Genomic DNA, 19,105 nt, shown 5'->3' with positions numbered 1-19,105 from the left:
CGTCTAGAGACCTAAACTACAAAGCAACGATTATTAACTTTAATAATCAATAGATTACATGTGTGATGATTGAGGTTCTCTACATATAACCAAAAATGGCTTTTTTACTTTTTCCTTAATTCAATGATTTCAGGCCCGCATTTCAAATATGTGATGTTAAGTAAGCGGGTATTTCTATCCATCGAGCTAATGAACAGTCTTATTGCTATGTAGCAAGAGATCACCTTCTTCTCGTTGTGGGAGTTCCGTCAGGATGTAGCGTAGGTTGGCATACAACTCTCCCCGTTGGCCCGGCAGTTCAGCATGAAAATAAAGATGTTTGCCAAACAAGTTCCATGGTCACGTTTAAGTTGTGGTTACAGAGTTAACCCAGTGAGACTAACTCTGTTTTGTACAGAACCGCGTTAGATCTTTTACTTGATTAATCAAATCATGGATTAGTTCAGGTATAGCAAAATCTCTTAACACGGTGTCCAGTATTTATGCTGCCTACAACCTTAGGTTAAAAGCAATTGCTTTTATGCTGGCTCTGTAAGCAAGTTAGCTCTGTGCACTGCATATGCGTTTTCACATACTGTCAGATCTACCGAGCTTGGTAATAATTTACTAATCAACTTCGTAACAAGTGCACTATAGGCTTTTTCTTTGTCAATATCAGAGTATATACGCCAGTATAGGGAGCTATGTCGATACAAATTAAACAGAGTATTGTAATGTTTTATACCAGCATAGTACTTCCATAAAATCTTATGAGCATCGTTAAACATAGGCGTCATTCCCTGAGAGAAGCTAAACAGATAGCACGAGTGTAATAAACTCAACTCGATATTGCTCGGTTTGTACTTATCACTCTTGGAAGTCAAGTTCGCTTTTTGTGTAACAGCTCTGAGCTTATTGTACTGGTTTTTTCCAGGGCAACTGATAACTCTATCTAACCAACGTACCTTAGCTTGATAAGTATTTTCTAAGCCACTAAGCTTTATTGCTGCATTGTTAGCAGCAGTAAAACGCTTTTTGTTTCGGAACTTAGCTTCCAATTCCTTAAGCTTGTTTATGTCGCAGCTCTCCGATTGACTTTCAAGTGTCAGGGCTGCGTCTGGGTTAGCCGAATCAAGCTTTATGATCTTTTGAGCAAATTTTATGGTCTCATCAGTATCGTCTTTCTTCTCATATAGATACATTAAATTTGTTAGGGCTTGAATCTTTTCTAATTTAGTAAGGTGCTTGACTTCATCTAAAGATTTTTTTAGCAATTTTTCAGCTTGAGAATAGTTAGATAGCATTCTGGATGACCTACCTTCAAGTAAATCAAAAAACGCTAAAGATTCTACCTTATCAGATTCCTTTGCTATCGCTTTGACCTGTTTAGAAAAAGAGACAACCTCTTTGTGTTTTCCTGCTTTTGATACTTGTCGACCGAACTCTCGGCAGGCCCTAAAAGATGCGTCAATATCCCGCCCGATATCCAATTCAATAGCACACTTCAAAAGTTGTACTAATAGTACTTGAGTGCTACCTATTACTTTGTCATTTTCTGTAAACTGATCTTTAGTTAACCTACAAAAGTTAATTTTTCCATTTCGCCAGTCATTTCCTAAATGTACATTTGCAACATTTTTGGATATTTCATAGACAGTCCCCAATGTTAGCTTACTGTATACATAGCCCCTTACGGCTGCTGGTAACTTTAGTAACTTGATCTCACCTGAATTCCGACTTTCAGCTAACATCGTTCGAGTTACTTTTTCTATCTCTACAAGTTCTAAATCTAAGAGCTCCTCAAGATGCTGCTTGTTATAAGAGAAGTCTGAATTGCTTTTTCTCAAGTTAGCAAAAGTATCGCCATGTTCTAAAACAGCCAAGGTTTCCAATAAACTGTATGACCTTTTTAGCAGTTGTTCTTGGCTTGATGCTAGTAACTCTACTCGTTTTACAATTTCCAGAGGGAACTCATCATTACCATTGTAACTATACGACTCAGGCATCAAGTACTCTTCATAGAGTTCTTCAGAGGAAAAATACTCAGAGTCTCTTAGACAGGTTTCTATTGTAGACGGTACACCTTTAGAGATCTCTATGATGGCGTCTATAGTGTTACTATCTAATGGTTCCGAGAGGCCGCTATGATTTTCAATAAATGCTTTTGCATCGAAAGATTCCAACCTTGAAAGCTCTAATGGAGTGAAACTGCCTTTTAATGACTTTCTACTAGCAACGATAACTCGAGACTTATCGTTGAAGTCAGTGAGAATCGAAATTATGTTTTCAAGCTCAGATAAGAAGGCTGATGTTTCCGCTGTCTTACTAGGGCCTCCTTCTACGCCATCAAAAAATACGATATGCCGTTGCTTAGGGAGTCTTTGAATAAAAACCTGTAGTGGGAAGCCAGCTTCGTGTTCAACTCTTTCAAGTAATGCGCCTCTGCTTTTAACATTGGTCAGATCTATTCTGTAAATAGGGGCTTCAGAATAGTCGCAGGTTGAGTTTAGTGTACACACAAACTCTTTGTGCCCAATTCCCCATTCTGCGGTAATGTTAATGCATTTATGTTCCTCGAAGCTGCGTATCAAGTAACTTCTCTCAGTACATCTGATGGACGCATGTGCTTGATCGTAGAAATGCTGCCATGCTGTAAGTGCTACATTGTCATCTTCGAATGAGTGACTTTCAGACAGGGAATCATCAATAGTAGTGTTCGGCGGAATCTCCTGTTGATCATTATTCGAGTTATTAGCGACACATTCGCTGGCAAGAATAGGCAAGAACTCATGGCAATTTATCCCGCTAAACGCTTTGAAACGTCCTCTTTGAAGAGCAGGCTTCACCGACTCTAGAAGGTTGGAATATTTACTATTAATAGTTTCTTCGTTTGATTCATAGAACGACCAAAGGATGTCAAAGCTGGCCCCATTATCTTGAATAATGGAGAACAACACTTGAGTAAAGACATCATCCCAACCGCCATATCCTAACACAACTAAAGTTTTATTATTCAAAAGCCTCATCAAAGACTGTTTAAATAATGGTCTATCAATAGTCAGTTGAGCAGAAGTATGTAAGGTATCGGTGTCCAACCAGTACCCGTGAAAATGAACAATATTTACATTGGTGCTCTGAAATTGTTCTATATTACTATCACCGTGTAGTACGGTTCTTGTAGGCGATTGACCTAATTTAGTTAATGCGATGGAAAGCAAAGGGTCAAAGTTTGGTGTTAATACCGTATTTGATACGTTACTAGAGTTATTGAGTACTTCTGCAAGTCCTTGAGTTGCTGGAGGTATAGACCATAGTTCAGTTTTTTCTTGCAACTTCTTAAGTGCGTTGACATCATTAATGTCGATACCTTGAGTATCATCAGTGTATGCCCTCAGTGTAGCTTTACGAATGATGCCATTAACAGTGTTAGGACTAGTATTTAACCTTAAAAAGTCAAAGGAGGCTTGATACTTTTCCGTGTCAGCTTGGATGTGTTCTAGGGCTTTATGATACGAGCTTTGTGTCCGTGGTCTTTCCGATACTTTATCTTCAATTAGTTCAAGCATATCTTTAACTCCAGGTATGCCTTGAACCTCTCCATAAGAACATGAAAGGGGAGAGCCAATCAAAAAGACAATGTCGTTGTCACTAAAATCTATTGCACTTAGCAGTGCGTCTGTATCGCCAATTGCAAAATTCACTTTAAAGCCCTCATTACATATCCTTCTAGTTTCGACGTTACACATCATTCATAAATATTAGATAACACATTGTATCAAGTGTATTTTTTTACGCTAGATCTAACTATGTTAAGTAAAAAATGGAAGTTGGAGTTAGGTCATTAGCTTAGATATGGCAAACTTCGATAAACAGAGTGTGAATGGGCTTTTACCCTAAATGGCTTTGGAGCAAGGACGAGTTACAGCTCATAGCAGTAACTTATTCATAGGTTACCGTTCCTCTTAGAATATTTACATAATCAATACAAATACACCCGGTAAAGGTAATACTTGTTGTGCTTTCCTACAGTCATTATTCACTTCCGAGTTCTAATGCACATCATTTGCAAATACCATCGGATAGAAAACTAAACCATTTGAGTCTCTAAGTGCACTTAATTGTTCAACCACGGTGCCTGATGAAAAATGAAGTTGTGGGTTACAAAGGACACTATGAAGAATCCGGTCACCGTTTAAGCCAACAAAACCTTGAGCGTAAGGCAAAAGTACATATGTTGAACCTGATGCCTGTGGCCATACGAAACAGCCATCATCTCTTTTAGTCATTTCGTCCAAATTGTTGAAGCTCCCGATGACATACGACACCGGTCTTGAAAACCATCATTTCCGCGCCACGATACAAAAAGCCGATATGATACCTCCCTCTTTTGAGTGAGCCGTAAAATAATCCAGCCATCAGGCTTATGAATCCTCGATTCAGGTTCTGGTGAAATAACGTTCATAGCTACCTACCTCATCTAAGATCTCAACAGGATTGGTAACCAATCCATCCTCGCTCGTCCTCAATTTCAGCAGAGAAATTTCTACACCAGGAGGCGCCATATCGATAGAATTGATTTTCCTTTGAAGAATAACTGTTCCGTAAGCATTGTGACGCTGATACCCAGCTCTACTGAGGTGGTAGGTAGAACCGCTCAACTGCACTGATACAAACAAGCCGATTGATGCATCATATATCAGGTTAAAGTCTTCAGCGCCAGATGAAAGGCGCCACGAATCGCCATCGAGATACCCGCCACTCCATGTACCCAACACTTTATAGGTATGAGCACCATTGTTATTAATATGGAAGATCGTCCATCCATCTGGTGTGTACACACGCCCGTCAGGTTTAATCATAATACGCCCCGCACCAATCCATTATAAGTAATAGAAAGAGCACTCAGTTGGTACTCTTTTTATATCTCCACCATCTTTAAGCCTTCCAGGCATTTCACCTGCTTTAACAGCTTTATCCAAAAGTTATAGATTGTTTCTCGTGCATCGTCGTCATCAACAAATGAATACGAAATCTGGACTCGAGAAGGCTGAAACCCACCATAGCAGGTCTGGTGTACACATAATTGAAGTGAAATTTGAAGATCAAATAAGTCCGACTGCCTGGGTAAGGAGTATACAAACCTCCGAGTTTCCCCCTGCCGGGAAAAGACTATTACCAAGGCTAACAATCGAAAATCATACCAATTCGTTACGAGCTGACTTTGGCTGACGTAAAGGCCATATTCATGCAACACAAGTGTTAATTCAAAACCGCTAGGTACAGAGAGCGTATGTTCAAGATTCAACACATTTGGTATGTCCATACTGACTGCCTCCAATTGCGATTCTTCAATCTATGAATCTATACTGTATATAAGCACAGTATAGAGTGAATTCTGAGGTTGCACAGAAATGGCTAGATATCACAACCTGAAAATCAAACTGACTCCTCGCTACATTGAAGCCCTCCATGAACTGATGGAAGCTGAGCTAGAAATGATGAAAGATCAAGATAAAGGGTATGCCGAATGTTGGTCTTGGGGAGTTTGTACGGTAAGAAATTTTTCCAAGCCGAATCATCTTCACTTTGAATTTGGTGATGAAGAGTCCAGGCCAAAGGGAATGAGCTGGAATACATGTGTCCGGGAAAAGTGTTAGCAACACTCGTCAATGGTGGATCTAGATCGTCCGGCTCCACACTTGTCCATAAAATTAATAAGTTAGCCATAATTAAGCGAGGCTCTCACATGAAACATATCGTTCTAAACCGGATCACAACACCAGACGGCACAATTTTGATTAGCAGACATCGACACGACTATGTCACTCACATTGATGCAAACGGCGAAACCTACATGGTCGATGGAGGAACTGACTATCTACGACGCAACGTTAATACCGAACCATTTGAAGAGCAATCGATCTACACTGATGCACCTCACAATGAAATTCGGCAAGGTTTCTTTTGGGGAACCAGAGGCAAGGATGGTAACCAACCGGTCGAGTTCAAAGCTTTAAAAGAGCTCGATACTGATCACATTGAAGCCATTATTCATACACAATCCCACTTACCTGGTTGGAGAATTGCAATTTTCAAAGCTGAATTGGCATTTCGTAAGAAAAACAGTTAAACATGGTAACTAAGTTAATAGCTTGAGGTGTCTCAATTGCCTGATATTACTAATCGAGACCATTTAACATCAGAACTTGAGGCGATCGACATTCGTCTGCGGCTGCTTGATGCTGAAAAGCAGAAGCTATTAGCTCGTAAACAAGAGTTGTTAAAACAGCAAAACCTGCTACCAAGCCCGCCTTCAATGACTCCAGAACAAAAAATCGCAATTTTCGCAGACCTGTTTAAAGGAAGATCTGATATCTATGCAACAAGATGGGAAAACGGAACAGGTCGTAATGGCTACTCATTAGCGTGTGATAACGAATGGAAGAACGGAGTCTGTGCAAAACCCAAAGTGAAGTGTGGAGAATGTCCAAATCAGAAATTTAAGCCCATTACTAATCAAACAATTTACGATCATCTCTCAGGTAAAATAGTCGTAGGACTTTACCCTCTTTGTCAGGACAGTCGCTCTCATCTACTCGCTATCGATTTTGACAAGTCCGATTGGCAAGAGTCCATTAAGGCAACATCTAAAGCATGTTTAGCTTATGATATTCCTCATGCCATTGAGATTTCCCGTTCAGGGAATGGCGCACATTTGTGGGTATTTTTCTCTGAACCAATATCGGCAAAAACGAGCCGCCAACTTGGCTTTTTGATACTCGATAAAGCTATGGAAATTCAACCATCGCTTTCTTTTGATTCTTACGACCGATTATTTCCAAACCAAGATGTGATGCCTGAAGGAGGATTTGGTAACCTAATAGCACTCCCCCTACAACTAAAATCCAGAAACCATGGTTTCAGCGTGTTTGTGGATGAAAATTTAACCCTCTATCCCGATCAGTGGGACTTCTTATCAAAGATCAGAACCAGACGCTTTTCACAACAACAAGTACTCAAACTTGTTGAGTCATATCAAATAACCACTAAGGAGGTATTTGAACTAACTGAACCATGGGACACAAATAAACCTATTGCCCATAGCTTGATTCCTAACTGCCCTGACTCCATAGAAGTGACATTAGCAAATCATGTTTATATACCTACTGAACCATTACCTTCCCCGGTAATCGCCAATCTAAAACGAGTCGCGAGCTTTTCTAATCCAACATTCTTTAAAACTCAAGCAATGCGATTTTCTACACATGGTATCCCTCGCTATATCTGTTGTGCTCATATTGAAAAAGGCTATTTGTCTCTTCCCAGGGGGTGTTTAGATGGAGTTCTATCCCTGTTAGCTAGCCAAAAGATCAAGGTCATCTTCAATGAAAAAAGAACCGTCGGACAGGCACTAGACCATATCCAATTCCTAGGCTCACTCAGAGAAGAGCAGCAAGCTGCCGTCGATGCCATGGCATCTCATGATACTGGTATTTTGCACGCACCAACGGCTTTCGGAAAAACAGTGGCAGCGATTGGTTTAATCGCAAAACGAAAAGTAAATACGCTCATTTTAACCCACAGTCGGCAACTGATAGATCAATGGAAAGATCGAATCCTCTCATTTACATCAGGTATTGATGTCGGTGTATATGGTGGTGGTAAGAAAAAGCCAACAGGCCAGATCGATATTGCTACCTATCAAAGTCTTATTAACAAACGTGATAACTCCATATCAGAACTAACCCGCCAATATGGTCAAGTGATCATCGATGAATGCCACCACATTTCAGCGCCAAGGTATGAGATGGTTATCAATGAAGTAAATGCTAAGTATGTACATGGACTAACAGCAACACCAGACCGGCAAGATGGACATCAAAAGATCATGTTTATGCTAGCAGGCCCAGTAAGGCATAAGGTCATTTCAAGCCATAGCAATTCCTTTACTCAAACCGTCCACATAAAACATGTACACAACCAACCACCGTCAGAACTCAGTGATATTGAAAAACGACCACACATCGCTTCCGTCTATCACTGGATTATGGAGAATCATGAGAGAAACCAACAGATCATAAATGATGTGACTGTAGCAATTAAATCTGGTCGCCACCCACTACTTCTGACAGAACGAAGGGAGCATGCCAAATTACTCTTAAAACTATTAGAGGCCCAAAAATTAAGCGCTGTAGTGCTTCGAGGAGCGATGAAAGCCAAAGAGCGAGAAGACGCAAATAAGAAATTACAAGATGCTCAAGTAATCGTCGCAACAGGTAAATACATTGGTGAAGGCTTCGACCTTCCTCGCCTCGACACATTATTTCTCACGATGCCAATTTCCTGGCGAGGCTCACTTGCACAATATGCAGGCCGTATTCATCGGCAATCAGATGGTAAACACGACACTGTTATCTATGATTACGTGGATATCAAGTTACCAATGCTACAAAGAATGTTTGATAAAAGAGCCAAAAGTTACAAAACCATGGGATATGAGATTGCCAGTCCAAAAGGGTAAAAGCGCTTCTATCACCAGGCAAGGCTTAGCTTAGCTTAGCTCCAGCAATACAACTTATCACAAACAAACCAGAGGACAGTCCTCCTCGTTCTTTCCTCATATCTTGGTAACACAATGGATATGTACCTGATTGTTTCGCTGAATGCGCAAGAAGTGTTCAATACCATACAGCGCTAAACTATCACTTTTGGTGCGTTGACTACCTTTTTCTACTCAAACCTTACAGCATGTTTTTGCAGCCACACTCTTTGTGTGAACTGTAACAAATTTACACACCGAAATCTGCATGCTTTTCTGTACATAAAAAGCTAAAATGTACGACAAAATACGATATGCAGCTGAAAGTGGTGTTTTACTAAGCCAAATCAGCTATTTAACGTAATAGGTATAATATTCACTGCTGATTTGATGGAAAGATATACGGATTCAGTTCGTTGAATACAATGTTATGCATTAGAGGAGTATTATGCAATCTAAAACGATAGTAAATTTCTCAGATTTTGTTGAGAAAGTTGAGTCTTTAAACGGATCTTCTGAATTAACTCTTTACCGCGGCCAAGCGGTTAAAGGGAATCTTCTTCCAAGCATAGCTAGAGAAAATTCATCCAAGAATACAACAAACATGGAAAAGGCGTTATTACAAGAATTGCGTAGAATGGGTAATTCTCTTCTTTACGACCAAGCTATGAATGATTGGGATTTGTTAGTTGTTGCTCAGCATTTTGGCATGAAAACAAGATTACTTGACTGGACAAGTAATCCTTTAGCAGCTCTTTGGTTCGCTTGTAGTGATTGGCGTAAAGGTGATGCTTATGTATATGTTCTTTCAGCTGATGAGTTTTTAAGTGAATCTGTAAAAGGGCCATTTGATACTGGTAAAACAATGGTTATTAGGCCAACCCTTAATAACCCGAGAATAGTTGCACAGCATGGTTGGTTTACAGCTCACAAATATTCACGTAAGGCCAAGAGATTTGTACCTCTAGAAGAAAATCGTGAAATAAAAAAAGCTGTTATAGAAATTCATATTCCAGAAAATGCGAGAAAACCATTACTTAGATCACTGGATAGGCATGGAGTCAGTAGCCGAACTTTATTTCCAGACCTAGAAGGTCTATGTAAATTCTTAAACTGGAGACAAGAAAATGCATAAAGCAATCAAGGTGATGCTCTTTACTCGGCGGTTTTAGTAAGAAGTTCGGTGTGGTTTGGTGGTTTGGTGGTTTGGTGGTTTGGTGGTTTGGTGGTTTGGTGGTTTGGTGGTTTGGTGGGGCACACCTTATTACAGGCGTTGGTCAAAGTAAAACTAGAGGAGTGTGATGTTTCCAAGTTTTGATTATAGACAATGGTATCAAACTGATGTCACCACTTTAGGACAGGTCGAAAAACTATTTTTAGACGTTGAACCTGATGATGAGTTGTATTTCAGGGGGATGGCAAACTATGACTTTGTATGTATATCTACATTTTATCGATATTTTATTAATTCGAGGCAATTGAAATGGTCAGAAAAAGATGTTGGTTTTAAGTCAATGGTATTGCTACCAGAAATCGATATGGAGGAGTATAAGTCTCTGTCTTTTCGAATTTTAGACGACTTTTATGACAACTTGCTAACACAAGGCTCTAAAGAACTTTCTTTGGATACTATTGCTTATCTAGCACAGCACTATGGCTTACCGACAGATTTGATAGACTTTAGTTATGACCCAAAGATAGCTTTGTATTTTGCATGTTGTGAAATGCCTGAGCACGACTGCAGTGTTTATATGTTTGATATCTATGCTCGAGTAAAAGAGATGATGCAGCTATGTGGTTCAGGTCGTATAGGTTACTTTTGTAAGCCTGATGGTACGCTCATGAATGAACAAGAGCGAGAGCAACATGCAAAACAAATGTGTACAGAACTAGATCGCGACGGGTTACCAACAATTACTCCTATAATAGCTATTGATGATATTAAGTATGGGCAGAGAATACTTAACCAAAAAGGTGCTTTTATATACCACCGCAATTCTGTACCAATGGATCAACTTATGTATACTGCATCAACTCACACTTCTTATCAAGGGCGTAGAGTCTACAAAATAAGTAAAGAGCTTAAGCCTAGTATTTTACAAACACTTGATGAAAAGTACGAAATAAACGAATCTTTTGTTTATCCCAGTCTAGAGGCTGACCAAAACTTAGAAATAATTGAAAAGGCAGTAGCCAAAACAAAAGAAAATTTCGGTCTGTGAAATGCGTGACTAGTCACACCATGCGGCCCGTTTTGCTCGGCAGTTTTTGGAATGAAACTCACCTCGTCTATTAATGCGGGTAAAACGTCTCCATCGCGAGAGACACTACTAAAATAACCGTTGAAGTGTAGTATTATGGGAGTCCACTCCAGCATTCGTAATTAGCTTTAGCGACCAGGTTCCCTGCCCCATAGTCACACACAAAAAAATAATTTCTTACGACAATGATGCATTGGTGTTCAGTTTACTTTAAACCTCCCCTAATTTTGTGGGTAACTAATCATGGGAGGTTTACAAAATCAGCTCATACTGAGCTGATTGTCCGATTGGATTTAATCATTAGCTCCAAAATGTCGGATTGTTCGTGAATTCGGTACAAATGAATACGCTAGGCAGTATTTTTTGCTTTCCATATTTCTACGAAATTAGCGTCCGTTGAGGCTGGGCCCGGTACCGCTTTATCAATCGTAAACCTTAGGGGAAGGTTGAAAGCAGAACCGAAGCCGACAGCATCGCCTCGTGGTAGTCCTGAAATCTCATTAAGTACATGCTCATTACCGTTTTCCATTGCATACCGAAGGGACATCAAGTCTCTTTCATTTGTTAGTCGAAGAGATATCCAGTTTGAGCACATCGCTAGGACGGTTGAAGATAGTTCAGAGGGACGTTGTGTACTAACCAGCAACGAGCAACTGAATTTCCTCCCTTCCTTAGCAAGACGTTCATAAGCTTTTAACTGATTCGACTCTTCAACATACGGGTCTCGAAGATATTGGTGAGCTTCTTCGAGTAAGAGCAGTGTTGGATAGTTTCCTTGCTGCCCTCTTTTAAATAGTACCTCAGAGTACATCTCAAGCAATGAGCCTAACACCATGGGCGACAAGTCGTCGGCTAGGTTTTTCAGGTTGATAATGTGTACTCGCCAATCTTGATCTTTTTCTTTGTCACAGCCAAAAATATAGTCTACTTCAGAAAAGAGCGGAGCAGACCAAGTGGCAGATTTATTTACATCTTGCCCGCCGTCAACATCAATGACTTCTTTAAAACGAGAGTCATCAGAAAGCTGTTGAATGATCTTTATCAGGGGCAAAACATTTCCGTAATTGAATGCATTGCGTTCAGAGGCACCAGTATTCCTATTTACGGCTACGCATCCAAATTCCGCCACAAGATTTGCAAGGGCTCTAAACGGCGGCCATATTCTCATTTGCTGAATAGAACCTTTGCGCAATTTATTCAGCCATAGACCTAATTGGCCTTGACAGTCTTGGTTACAATCATCTTCTAGAGTAAACGTTACAATATCTCCATTCGGATCTTTTTCCGCGACTTTAATTTCTCCGGTATTTAAACTACTGTACACTCGTGTCAGACAACTAAGTGCGTTCCTCAAAGCTGGTAACTGAGTCTTATCACTTGGACGAAGCAGTTTTATCAAGCCAGCCCAACCAAGTGCTTGATACGGAATCTTATGATAAACAGCGTGTTCTTTGCTGAATTCACCTTCTGGGGCATTATCATCACCGCTACCTAAGATAGTCTGTTTGACACCAGTTAGCCCTTCAAAAGCCTGAGCATATTCTCCATTTATATCAAAGATAACTATTCTCGAATTCGGAAATTGTTCAACAATTTGTCGTGTAAGCAGAGCATTGAAATTTGACTTTCCGTACCCAGTACTCCCTAATACAGCCAAATGTCGGCTTAAAAGCATGTTAACGCTCGCCCGAATTTCGACAGTATTTGTGCGTGTATCCCGGCCGAGCAATAATGAATGATCAATCTCACTAGCTTTGAGGCCATAGACAGAATTGAGTAGAACTTTGTCCAATGGGATAGCTTTGGCACCCAATGGAGGTAGCATCCAATTCTCAGAAATAAACTCCCGGTTATCTCCCTTGATTTTAATATGACCAACAGCGTGGCATACGATTTGTCTTAAAGGGACATCTGAGACGTTCATAGTTCCAAAGTTGGCAGCATGTGCTTTTTCTGGTTCCACGAAAGACATATCAGTCACTCTTGCGACAATAAGGTATCTGCCAGCTTCAAAGCCGATTAAGTCGCCTGGTTGCGAGACCGAATTAATGCCGGAACGATGAGCAGCTAGTTGGCCTTTGTATCCTTCCAGAAGATTTATTCTAATTTTGGTTCCTTCCAATGAAACCACATATCCAATCTGGGAAAGCTCGTTTGAAAGCATTACTTTGTCCCTTTTTCGTCATTGCTGATATCACGTATAGCATCAGCAATAATTTGAGCTGCGTTGTTTTTCGGGAACAATACAGGTTTCGGGAGCAGGTCTACAAATGAGTTAAAGTAAGCATTAGTTCCGCCTACAATGGTAATTTGGTTAAGGTTCATTTTCCTAATTTTATCGATGCAGCGTTGAGCCTCTGTGAGTTCGTCAAGACCATCCAAGAACACTAGATCAGGATAAAAAATCACAATGTGCAGGGAAGGATTGAGCAATGCACCCAAAATTAGTCGATTGATATGGTAATCACCGAAACCATAGCCATTCACAAATAAAGCTGTCTGAGGTTTGGATAAGAACTCACCAAAACGGCGGAACATTTCTCCGTATACGAAACCGATGGTATGGTGGTACTTATTCGCACCGGGGAAAATCAAATGCTGTTTACCAGAGAAGTCATTCTCATCGATAAGTGGCTTAATAGTGCTTTCAAATGCCATAGCAGAAGGTTGCTCAAGAATATTATCGCCATCCTGTAACCAAGTAAGGGATCCATGTAGCTTATATAGATATAAGCAGTAATGCCCGAACCTTGCCTCACCTTGCGCGTTGATATTACGATACCCAAGGTCAAAAGAGTGAGGTTGAAAAGTGCGCGAGTGGTTCCCTACAAATCCATTAATTACGTTAATGCCGATTTCTTCAGCAGCCCATTCAATAGCCAGATCGTAGTTAGTCGTGAAAACTGACGGCGCGGATTGCCCCGGTTGCCGATTAGATAGCAACTTTTCAAGCAAACGGCGGTGCTTCTCGAAGTGATCCAGTTTTCCTACGTGTAATTTGGGGAAATCTTCACCTACGAGCAGTGCTGCTTTGGTAACAGATTTATAGAGACCTGTAAGCGAAGCCTCCAACTGTTCAGTATTTTCTCCCTTTGTTTTTGCAACATCCAAGAACTTTAGTACTTGGTCAATCAGTAGCTCAACATTTACAGAATCTTCAACTATTTCTTCTTGGCAAAGAAGGTTGAATTCGTCTCTAAGAAGTGGGATTAGCTTTTCATTCGCATTCATGAAGTCTTGCCAAACTTCCTGCATCACATAGCCACCAGCTGATCTAGAAGCTCCTGCCCCAAGTAGCAATCCAACGTTTTCTAACTGGCATAAAGAAGCAAGGTGGCTCTCTAGCTCATTCTTAGTAAGAGGGGTACCACCTTGGAAAAATAAATCTGCCATCAACAACCCAACTGAACAAATTATAATTTGAGGCTGAAGATACCATATGCAATCAGTATTTGAAATGTACTTGAAATGTACTTGAAATAACCAGCATGTTTTTTAATTCATCTGATTGGATGGCGGTCTGTGATTAGCAAGAGGCTGATGTTGTGCTTCGAGCTAGGACTCACCAATGGTGATTATTGCACCAATCAGTAAAGCTGACATATTGAACAAAAAGCAGGCTATCAATATCAAGTTTCAAAAAAATTGGATTAATATTTCAATCAACTTATGATAGATTATATGATACTAATCAGGAGGTTATAAACATCATGGTAGTTATTGAACAAATCTTAAAACACAAAAAACACAACAAACCAGTGCCAACTTTTAGCAGCCATGAAGAAACTCTAAAAAACTGGCTTGACCGTATCACAAAGGCTCAAATAGGCCATTATATGCGTGCAGAAAAGCTAAATTGGAGAGCCGATTGGACTGGATACCTGCTCGTTTTTTGTACTGTTTTTGTCACTGCAATGTCCTTCTTCTCTTACACCGGCAATTTGAATGGGATAGAAGCCATAACAATTCCTCTGATTAAGTGGAAAGTGAACTCATCTAACATGCAATATGTGGTAATTTTCGTTGGAGGTCTATCAGCTATACTTTCAGGAGTTGTTTCTCAAGCAAGATTTGCTGCTCGAGCTGAGCAACATCGTGCAGCTGCTGGTCGCTATGGTAATACTCGCCGTAAGATTGAACGTCTTCTGACAAAGCTTAATACTGGTAACCTTGAAGGTTTAGATATTGAAAATGAAATTGACAAAATTGAGCTTGAATGGAACTTCACCTCTGCAGATGCTCCGCTAACAAAGAAAAAAGTAATTGATAAAGTTGCAAAAAATGCTACCTAGTTTATGGGCAACACAGTCTGACTTACTGATCCACTACTATATCAGTGAAAGCGCCAATCTCTCCATGTTCCTGTAATCATGAATACTTGGTTTCAATATAGCTCCTCATTAGAGGGTTATATCATTACTCGTGAAGATCAAATGCAGCTATGACAAGAGTGCCTACAACAGCAGAAAGACAGTGGCATCTTCATTGCTGCATAGTGTGAAAAGAACCAAATCGCCCAAATGGAATTATATTATTGACAGATGAAAACTGTCAGCTTCATCGTGCCAACCTAACAATGTCATAGTATTCCTTCTAATGCCATCATTGACACTGACCCAGGTGTTAGAAACGTGCAGCGGATCTCCGACAGAAATATATCGGCAATATCGCTGTTGCCACAGCTTATTAAGTTCTGAGTATACTCTCCGTACTAGGCCATCGATGTCACTGACATGCCTCAATCTATCAATACGTTAGGTTACCCTATTCTACAACCTAAGCACACCAGATCCCCTTCCAAAACCAACGAGTGCCCAGCATCACCTTGATTGCTTGATACACAAATTATTCATCGATTTTTTTCAGCGTAATAAAACCATCTATATTTTTAATTTCCTCATCAACTAAAACTGTCACAATACTTTCAATATCTGAGAATGTCATAGATGGAAAAAATGGAGTATCAGGTGAAGTCCAAATACAATTTTGAGTTCTATCAAAGAGTTCTTCTGTTGTTCTTCGTGGGAATCTAGCCATTGAAGATTTGAAGAAGTCATTTGTATATGTATAATGATGTGTATGGACAAAATCTTCCCATATGTCGATTAACTCATCCTCACTTTTTATATCGATGAACTCAAAGTCCTCCATATTTCTATGGCTACTCCCTCCCCAAGCATTCATAAGTATTTCAATTGCTTCAACATCCGTTTTTGGAGCACTATAACCAAAGATTGTCACTAAGTAGGCTTCAGATAAATACTTTTTCAATGCCTTCCAATTATTTACAGTAAACGGATCGCTATTGTAATTTTTTTTGGTTACAGGATATAAAAGTCTACTAGGACTAAAATACTCGCCACATTCTGGGCAAACATTATCAATGTTTCCAGAAAATTGATGTCTCAAGCAATAACCAATCAATACATTCCCATGTAAAAAGGCTAAATTAGGAAGCTTATTGGTAATCCTCGAAACTCTCTGATAAGCTTGTAACAAAAGTGGATCCCAGTTAAATGTTGCAACTAGATCTTTTTCACGAAGAGACAATAATAAAAAATCATAGATAGTTGGTTCATTTGGAATCTCGAATTCATCAAAGTATTCTCTAATTCTATTATCCAATACATCCCTAACGTCAGAATACTCTTCTCTATCAGCCAGTTCAGAGTATATATCTTCCAAATTATTGCTATTTGTAACCAGATTTAATTTAGCAATGACTTCGCTCATTCCTAGTTTTTCTATAAAACCATCCATTACAGATGATTTTCTACCGTTCTTGTCACCTCTAGGGATAGCTGCAACACTTGCACCAGCTCCAATCAACACGACATGAGGTCGACTTTTATATGCTTTTTCATATTCAAAATATTTGTCCATATTTTCTCCTTGTGTAGCCGCATTAAGGTGTAAAAATGCTTATCCCCCCATAACTCAAGCTGAACGCGATTAAATAATGTGGATTCAAACCACGCATGCCACTTGTTATAATCCCTTTCTTAAGTTGCTTGTTAAATTTCTTGCTTACTTAATGAACCCTCTGGGTTCAAAACAACTTTTTTTAGTGTCACATGTTCATGCTGTGGCCCAAGCCAACTTACTACTCTTGAAATATCTTCGTCCGACATTCGTGCACCGAATATGATCCCTGAAAGCTGATTTGGCTGAAACTTTGCTACATTATTTCCAACTACGTTAGGTAGCCCGTCCAATTCGTTGTTGACATTAACTAGTACGCGAAATTCACTTTCGTAAGACCACTCATCCGTTTTTGTAAGAAGGGCATTAAACGCGTCACCTTCAGATAATTCAAGAATATCTAAGCAATTAATTTTATTAACATATTTAACTTGCCACGCCCTACCAAAGAAGTCATTGCTTGAATCAAACTCTAAGCAAAAACCACGGTGGTTGTTTGCATAATGCGCCCACATCAGAACGTTTAACGATTCACTAGATAGACTAAAAATACCCCATTTTCGGTCTATTATTTTATACATGTCATCACGGATATCTTGAGTAAACTCTAGATGAGTATCTTCTGGTAATGAATCATAGTATTCAAAATATTCTTGAGCACTTACTTTAGGATTTAAATCCTTTTGGATTCCATAAGCCCAAACGCGATGTCTAGCTCTATAGTCAAGGTCTTTTAAGTCACCAACACTCAATCGAAATTGACACTCAAACGGATCATTTAATGCACTAGGCAAAGGAAAGTAAAGTTCATCATGTTTAAATATGGTTTCCAAAAAAGTCGTATTGTCAGGGTTGAATGCACGGTATTTATAGAGTTTTTCAATTCCCAAATTACGAGCAGAATTCATCTTTATGTCCACATATGCTCCTTTAAAATTTAACGACGTCATAATACGTTTATTACCATTGCGATATACCCCAATTCATCGCCTAATCCTCTGAAATTAAAATAAACTTAGAATGTGGAATGCAAATAACGTTCGTATATCTCACATCAAACACTCTCCAGACTCGCTGACCATAAACAGCAACGCCGAAGTTGCCACAACCTTCCATGCTACCGCCCTGGGTTACGTCCCCACGGCAGAGCTAACAAAATGTGCCCAGTATAATACCAACATATTGATTACAAAATTTGATATTTGTCCAACTATCTGTACGTATGAAAGTGTTTTTATTTACACAACGCTTGTGCGCATGTTTTGACCATATCGTGAATAGTATCTGATGGGATGTTGAAACCATGATGAGCTAGCTGTAGATAGCTACTTCATTAGTGAAAGAAAAGAAAGGGAGCTGTTCTCGTTTTCTACTGCCAATATGAGCATAACATGCCTTCAAGCCTGCCACTCACCACCATTGCTAGCGTGAAGTAATTCAAACTTCAAAACTCTAATTTTTTGGGCTTTCAAGCGCAAAATTGGACAACTCATTTCACCCGAAATCATCTCCATTCGCAAATTTACTTTATAAACAGAAGGATAAGGCAAAAACGAAAATCCCATTTAGCCGGACAAAATCTCAAATGAGACTGGAACTGACAGGAACTAACTCTAGTAGATCAGGGGTAGATAACTACTGTATAAACCACTGTGTATGAGGTCAGTTCGCATGAGACATTCACTTTTCCCGGGTAAAAGTGTGGATTAATTACTCCTTTATACGGGAAGGATATCGATCAGTGCTTACATGCTAATGCATGTATGACCGCCCACGGAAACCTTCCATCTACATGTGCAGCCGGGCTGCGTAGGAATTCACTCCCTGGATTTGGAAGTGCTTTCGGATCGACCACTTGTCTTTCGATGCATCGATAGCGGGAGCACCCATGCTCATGTGCGAAGGTGTTGCATGCGATTACACCGGCTGTGTAAAGTACCGCATCGTTGTGATCTTTGACCATCAGCACCGAGATCTGCCATTTCTTCAGTTTCTTGATGGCCTATCCACCGCGCTTACGCGCCGAGCGATGGGCAATGATTCTCTTGCCCTGAGAAACTTTACGAAGAAAATCTTATCTACTTCGATAGTGCCATTTATTTCAGATGACTAGGGGCGTCCCAGTTTACTGGTTAAACGTGCCGCCACAGGACTTACACTTGTTCCGTTGACGCACACGGCTGTGATCCTTTTGATGATCTTGCAGCCCAGGCAACCGTAGAGACTTGAAGTAATAGGCAGGGCGAAATAGATAAGGCTTCGTTAGATCTGAAACATTCTGAAGGTACAGTAGAAGATGTTTTGGAGGCTAAATCGAAACTGTTACCGGTCTCTCTCTGATACCTATGACACATCATATCAACACTCCTCACCAAGCTATTAGTTGTAAGACACCATCCCCTAA

The 19,105-nt window shown here is 39.9% G+C and carries 14 protein-coding genes; 8 read left to right on the top strand and 6 right to left on the bottom strand.

Annotation, left to right across the window (positions count from 1 at the left end):
• Positions 1-518: 518 nt before the first annotated feature.
• Positions 519-3,680 carry an SIR2 family protein gene (locus AACQ93_RS19950; protein ID WP_198160212.1) on the bottom strand — a complete coding sequence of 1,054 codons (3,162 nt, stop codon included), beginning with the start codon at positions 3,678-3,680 and terminating at the stop codon, positions 519-521.
• A 437-nt stretch (positions 3,681-4,117) separates the two neighbouring features.
• Between AACQ93_RS19950 and AACQ93_RS19945 the strand changes: the two genes are divergently transcribed.
• The gene (locus AACQ93_RS19945) at positions 4,118-4,261 is read left to right on the top strand and encodes a hypothetical protein (protein ID WP_157097614.1); all 144 of its coding nucleotides are present in this window, start codon (positions 4,118-4,120) and stop codon (positions 4,259-4,261) included.
• 154 nt (positions 4,262-4,415) lie between these two features.
• On the opposite strand, the gene AACQ93_RS19940 is transcribed toward AACQ93_RS19945, so the two are convergent.
• Positions 4,416-4,838: a hypothetical protein gene (locus tag AACQ93_RS19940; RefSeq protein ID WP_064608115.1), complete on the bottom strand. Its 423-nt coding sequence runs from the start codon at positions 4,836-4,838 to the stop codon at positions 4,416-4,418.
• 552 nt (positions 4,839-5,390) lie between these two features.
• On the opposite strand from AACQ93_RS19940, the gene AACQ93_RS19935 reads away from it, so the two are divergent.
• From AACQ93_RS19935 to AACQ93_RS19915, 5 genes are all read left to right on the top strand, one after another.
• Entirely contained in the window at positions 5,391-5,636 is a 246-nt protein-coding gene (locus tag AACQ93_RS19935) for a hypothetical protein (RefSeq protein WP_064603671.1), read from the top strand.
• 89 nt (positions 5,637-5,725) lie between these two features.
• Positions 5,726-6,109, top strand: a complete 384-nt coding sequence (locus AACQ93_RS19930; RefSeq protein ID WP_064608112.1) for a hypothetical protein — start codon at positions 5,726-5,728, stop codon at positions 6,107-6,109.
• 36 nt (positions 6,110-6,145) lie between these two features.
• Positions 6,146-8,500, top strand: a complete 2,355-nt coding sequence (locus AACQ93_RS19925; protein WP_157097613.1) for a TOTE conflict system archaeo-eukaryotic primase domain-containing protein — start codon at positions 6,146-6,148, stop codon at positions 8,498-8,500.
• Positions 8,501-8,966: 466 nt separating this feature from the next.
• Positions 8,967-9,653 (top strand): FRG domain-containing protein, encoded by a 687-nt coding sequence (locus AACQ93_RS19920; RefSeq protein WP_064608110.1) that lies wholly within the window; start codon positions 8,967-8,969, stop codon positions 9,651-9,653.
• A gap of 166 nt (positions 9,654-9,819) precedes the next feature.
• Complete coding sequence (locus AACQ93_RS19915) at positions 9,820-10,740, top strand: FRG domain-containing protein (protein WP_064608108.1); 921 nt, start codon at positions 9,820-9,822, stop codon at positions 10,738-10,740.
• A gap of 388 nt (positions 10,741-11,128) precedes the next feature.
• Here the strand turns inward: AACQ93_RS19915 and AACQ93_RS19910 are convergent, their stop codons facing one another.
• Both AACQ93_RS19910 and AACQ93_RS19905 read right to left on the bottom strand, forming a co-directional pair.
• Positions 11,129-12,943, bottom strand: a complete 1,815-nt coding sequence (locus AACQ93_RS19910) for an ATP-binding protein (RefSeq protein WP_064608106.1) — start codon at positions 12,941-12,943, stop codon at positions 11,129-11,131.
• The gene (locus AACQ93_RS19905) at positions 12,943-14,172 is read right to left on the bottom strand and encodes an SIR2 family anti-phage-associated protein (protein ID WP_064608104.1); all 1,230 of its coding nucleotides are present in this window, start codon (positions 14,170-14,172) and stop codon (positions 12,943-12,945) included. Before AACQ93_RS19905 ends, AACQ93_RS19910 begins: the two co-directional genes overlap by 1 nt.
• Positions 14,173-14,489: 317 nt before the next feature.
• Here AACQ93_RS19905 and AACQ93_RS19900 point away from each other — a divergent pair, with 317 nt between their 5' ends.
• Positions 14,490-15,071 carry an SLATT domain-containing protein gene (locus AACQ93_RS19900; RefSeq protein WP_064608102.1) on the top strand — a complete coding sequence of 194 codons (582 nt, stop codon included), beginning with the start codon at positions 14,490-14,492 and terminating at the stop codon, positions 15,069-15,071.
• 553 nt (positions 15,072-15,624) lie between these two features.
• On the opposite strand, the gene AACQ93_RS19895 is transcribed toward AACQ93_RS19900, so the two are convergent.
• Together AACQ93_RS19895 and AACQ93_RS19890 are read right to left on the bottom strand one after the other, a co-directional pair.
• Positions 15,625-16,662, bottom strand: a complete 1,038-nt coding sequence (locus tag AACQ93_RS19895; protein WP_064608100.1) for a hypothetical protein — start codon at positions 16,660-16,662, stop codon at positions 15,625-15,627.
• Between the two features lie 131 nt (positions 16,663-16,793).
• Complete coding sequence (locus AACQ93_RS19890) at positions 16,794-17,609, bottom strand: DUF2971 domain-containing protein (protein WP_198160210.1); 816 nt, start codon at positions 17,607-17,609, stop codon at positions 16,794-16,796.
• Positions 17,610-18,589: 980 nt separating this feature from the next.
• Here AACQ93_RS19890 and AACQ93_RS19885 point away from each other — a divergent pair.
• A complete protein-coding gene (locus AACQ93_RS19885) occupies positions 18,590-18,814 on the top strand; it encodes a hypothetical protein (protein WP_064608096.1) in 225 nt (74 codons plus the stop codon).
• Positions 18,815-19,105: the final 291 nt, after the last annotated feature.

The sequence above is a fragment of the Photobacterium sp. J15 genome (assembly GCF_963870815.1).
Taxonomy (GTDB): Bacteria; Pseudomonadota; Gammaproteobacteria; order Enterobacterales; family Vibrionaceae; genus Photobacterium; species Photobacterium marinum.
The sequence above is the reverse complement of the archived record's forward strand: the minus strand, read 5'-3'. Positions and strand labels throughout refer to the sequence as shown.